3 protein-coding genes and 3 tRNA genes are annotated in these 3,320 nt (G+C 55.6%); 4 read left to right on the top strand and 2 right to left on the bottom strand.

The annotated features are described in order from the left end of the window. Window positions 1-71: 71 nt before the first annotated feature. From ACIP1X_RS28290 to ACIP1X_RS28280, 3 genes are all read left to right on the top strand, one after another. Window positions 72-148, top strand: a tRNA-Arg gene (locus tag ACIP1X_RS28290). A 71-nt stretch (window positions 149-219) separates the two neighbouring features. Next, window positions 220-296 (top strand) — tRNA-Arg (locus tag ACIP1X_RS28285). A gap of 72 nt (window positions 297-368) precedes the next feature. Then, a tRNA-Arg gene (locus tag ACIP1X_RS28280) sits at window positions 369-445 on the top strand. 19 nt (window positions 446-464) lie between these two features. Here the strand turns inward: ACIP1X_RS28280 and ACIP1X_RS28275 are convergent. After that, window positions 465-983 carry a cell envelope protein SmpA gene (locus ACIP1X_RS28275; RefSeq protein ID WP_400755910.1) on the bottom strand — a complete coding sequence of 173 codons (519 nt, stop codon included), beginning with the start codon at window positions 981-983 and terminating at the stop codon, window positions 465-467. Window positions 984-1,303: 320 nt separating this feature from the next. On the opposite strand from ACIP1X_RS28275, the gene mgtE reads away from it, so the two are divergent. Next, entirely contained in the window at window positions 1,304-2,746 is a 1,443-nt protein-coding gene (gene mgtE / locus ACIP1X_RS28270) for a magnesium transporter (RefSeq protein WP_053122849.1), read from the top strand. Between the two features lie 250 nt (window positions 2,747-2,996). Here the strand turns inward: mgtE and ACIP1X_RS28265 are convergent. After that, window positions 2,997-3,320: Arc family DNA-binding protein (locus ACIP1X_RS28265; RefSeq protein ID WP_400755909.1), on the bottom strand; the 324-nt coding region annotated here is incomplete at its 5' end.

Below are 3,320 nucleotides of genomic sequence, written 5' to 3'. Positions count from 1 at the left end.
ATACACCTAGAGTTACACCATTTAAATTGACTTGGCTATACCGATCTGTGATATAATGCGGCGCAACAAATGCACTCGTAGCTCAGCTGGATAGAGTACTCGGCTACGAACCGAGCGGTCACAGGTTCGAATCCTGTCGAGTGCACCATTTAAGAGTCAGTTACAGCAATGTAAATGACTTGGCTTCAACCAGATGTGATCTGGTCTAAAAACACAAATGCACTCGTAGCTCAGCTGGATAGAGTACTCGGCTACGAACCGAGCGGTCACAGGTTCGAATCCTGTCGAGTGCACCATTTAAGAGTTACTTGCAGCAATGCAGATAACTTGGCTTCATCCAGTTGTGGTCTGGGCTAAAAACACAAAATGCACTCGTAGCTCAGCTGGATAGAGTACTCGGCTACGAACCGAGCGGTCACAGGTTCGAATCCTGTCGAGTGCACCATATACCGAAAAGCCCGCGTTTATCGCGGGCTTTTTGCTGTCCGGGATTTGGCTTTTTCCTTCACGCATCCCCGTTGATCAAAATCGATTTGTGCTGTTCGGCCTCGCTTGAGGTCGTAACGATACGTGGTCGTCGATGTCCGAATATTGATCTTGTCCGGCTTGCCTAAAGCGCTTTCGACATCTTGCGCGCTCATCCCGGCGATAACGCGTCGATTGATGATCGCCTGGCGGCGTTGTCTCGCGTCGATCACGTTGCCGCAGATGTGCTCCGCGCCGCCGACAATGCCCGGTGCTCGGCCTCTGGTATTCATACCGGATGTTTCTTCGTGATTGGCTTCAGGCATCACCGCCACGACAGATCCGGGCGAGTAGGGGTGCACTTCCTGCACGGAGAGGTGTTCGCCGTGCGCGCAACTCATCGTGGTAAACGTGATGCTGCCGTCCGCCGCTTCACAGCGATGCAATGTGGTGGTGGCCCCGGCGTGCGGTAGGCAGAGCAAAAAAGTCATTACGAAAAAAGATGATTTGAGTGGCATTCGACGTCCTCCATGACGATCTGCGCTCAAGGGTAGTCGCTACATTTTGCGCTGCCGGTGTGTTTTCTTTTCAAGATGAGTCGTCGCATTTGCATGGATCAGGATGGCGCTCAGGATTGTCTCGCAAGCGCTTGTTTCAGCCGTGATTTTTTAACGTATTAAACCGTCAGGCGTGTATCATTGCGCCCGTCAGCCCCGCCGGGGCTTATGGAAAACCTCCATGGACTTACCCAGTAGTTGTTCAGTAACCCGTTTCACCAATCATGAATTGACTGATTGATTCTTCCGGCGTGCCCCGCTGCTGGGAGTGGAGTTCGCCTATGTCTGAAATCGAAGTAAAGAAAACACAGGAAAGCCTGCAGGATCGCCTGGCCCAAGTGGTCGAGCTGCTGCAGCGCCAACGAGTCGTCGAAGACCTGACTCATCGCCAGGAAGGCGCGCACAACGACCGGGTGGAAAACCTGGTTCACCGGCAGAATCTGGTCGAGTTGCAACGCAAACTCGATGATCTGCACTCCGCCGACGTTGCCTACATTCTTGAAGCCTTGCCGCTGGACGATCGTCTGACGCTCTGGCAACTGGTCAAGGCTGATCGCGACGGCGACATTCTTCTCGAAGTATCCGATTCCGTTCGTGAAACGCTGATCGCCGACATGGACGATCACGAGCTCCTGGCTGCAGCCAAGGACATGGACGCCGACGAACTTGCTGACCTGGCTTCCGAGCTGCCGCGAGACGTCGTCCATGGACTGATGGAGAGCCTCGATAACCAGCAGCGTGAGCGTGTGCGTTCGGCCCTGTCTTATGACGAGGAGCAGGTCGGTGCGCTGATGGACTTCGAGATGGTGACGATCCGTGAGGATGTCAGCCTCGAAGTGGTGTTGCGTTACCTGCGCCGTCTCAAAGAGCTGCCGGGCCATACCGACAAACTGTTTGTGGTCGATTACGACGGCGTGCTCAAGGGCGTGCTGCCGATCAAACGTTTGCTGGTCAACGATCCGGACAAGCAAGTGGCCGAAGTCATGGCCAGCGACCCGGTAAGTTTCCATCCGGACGAAGACGCCTACGATGCCGCTCAGGCGTTCGAGCGTTATGACTTGATCTCGGCCCCGGTGGTCGACAAGAACGGCAAGCTGATCGGTCGTCTGACCATCGACGAAATGGTCGACCTGATTCGTGAAGAGAGCGAAAACGAAGTCCTCAACATGGCGGGTCTGCGTGAAGAGGAAGACATCTTCGCCTCCGTGTGGAAGTCGCTGCGTAACCGTTGGGCGTGGCTGGCAGTCAACCTGATCACCGCGTTTGTAGCTTCGCGAGTGATTGGTCTGTTTGAAGGCTCGATCGAGAAGCTGGTAGCGCTGGCGGCGTTGATGCCGATTGTGGCGGGTATTGGTGGCAACTCCGGTAACCAGACGATCACTATGATCGTTCGCGCGATGGCGCTCGATCAGGTCAGCACCGGCAATACCTCGCGTCTGATGCGCAAGGAACTGGCCGTAGGTTTGATCAACGGCCTGGTCTGGGGCGGGGTGATCGGTGTGGTCGCTTATCTGCTCTACGGCAGCTGGTCGTTGGGTGTGGTGATGACGGCGGCAATGACGCTCAACCTGCTGCTGGCAGCGCTGATGGGCGTACTGATCCCGATGACGCTGGCCAAAATGGGCCGCGACCCGGCCATGGGCGCCAGCGTGATGATCACCGCGATGACCGACAGCGGTGGCTTCTTCATCTTTCTCGGGTTGGCGACAATCTTCCTGCTCTGACCCGCTGCAAACAAAGAGCCCGCCAAATTGGCGGGCTTTTTTGTGCCTGATGTCTAAACAGCGGGCAATACAAAACCATTGTGGCGAGGGGATTTATCCCCGTTGGGCTGCGCAGCGGCCCCAAAAACATTGGGACTGCTGCGCACTCCAGCGGGGATAAATCCCCTCGCCACAGGTACGGTGTTTGATCAGCCAAAACGAAGGCAAAAAAAAGCCAGCAATCATGCTGGCTTGAGATATTCGGTGTAGCTCAGGACGCGTCTGCGGCCATCTCGGCGTCGTGTGCGATCAACGACACCAATGCGTTCTGTTGACGGTGCGACAGCTGGCGGAAGCGTTGCAGCAACTCACGTTCGTGAAGCGACAGCTCAGGGCTATCGAGGCGCATGCTCAATTCTTCGCCCAGTGCACCTTCTTGAATAAGGCTCTGTTCAAGGCGCGCGATGATTTCGGAGTTCATGCTGCGATGATGATTGCGAGCCACCTCGGCAATGCGTTCACGCATTCCGTCTGGCAGACGTACGACGAACTTGTCAGCCGTACGGCTGGAATAAATTGCCTGTTTCAATGGGCG

It is taken from the genome of Pseudomonas sp. NPDC088885 (assembly GCF_044750025.1).
GTDB classification, from domain to species: domain Bacteria; phylum Pseudomonadota; class Gammaproteobacteria; order Pseudomonadales; family Pseudomonadaceae; genus Aquipseudomonas; species Aquipseudomonas rustica.
The sequence above is the reverse complement of the archived record's forward strand: the minus strand, read 5'-3'. Positions and strand labels throughout refer to the sequence as shown.

What these genes read in the sequence shown, in the direction of transcription:
- ACIP1X_RS28275 (WP_400755910.1), bottom strand. Translation starts at nt 983, where the DNA reads ATGCCACTCAAATCATCTTTTTTCGTAATGACTTTTTTGCTCTGCCTA.
- mgtE (WP_053122849.1), top strand. Translation starts at nt 1,304, where the DNA reads ATGTCTGAAATCGAAGTAAAGAAAACACAGGAAAGCCTGCAGGATCGC.